At 39.6% G+C, this 245-nt stretch carries 1 protein-coding gene; it reads right to left on the bottom strand.

The window, feature by feature from the left end; all coding sequences use genetic code 11:
- The coding region (locus CIK96_RS13400; protein ID WP_371592700.1) for a nucleotidyltransferase domain-containing protein at positions 1–245 on the bottom strand (245 nt) is incomplete at both ends.

The raw sequence follows: 245 nt of genomic DNA, 5'->3' as shown, positions 1-245 counted from the left end.
GTATCTCAAGATTGAAAGTTCTGCATAATAACAGGACGTCGTGGACATCATTTTCATCGTATTCATATCCAAGATGGAACTGTACCTGTGCCTCCGGGTTTATGCATGTTACCTCAATATTCCCGATATTTCCTTTACCTGAGAAAGTTTCGCTTGGGAAAGTGTATCCGTCATATAGAATTCCATCTTCGACATATTCGAAACAATGCAGATCGATTATTCTTCCGTTGTCATCTTTCCAGACA

It is taken from the genome of Prevotella sp. P4-98 (assembly GCF_002251405.1).
GTDB lineage: Bacteria > Bacteroidota > Bacteroidia > Bacteroidales > Bacteroidaceae > Prevotella.
The sequence above is the reverse complement of the archived record's forward strand: the minus strand, read 5'-3'. Positions and strand labels throughout refer to the sequence as shown.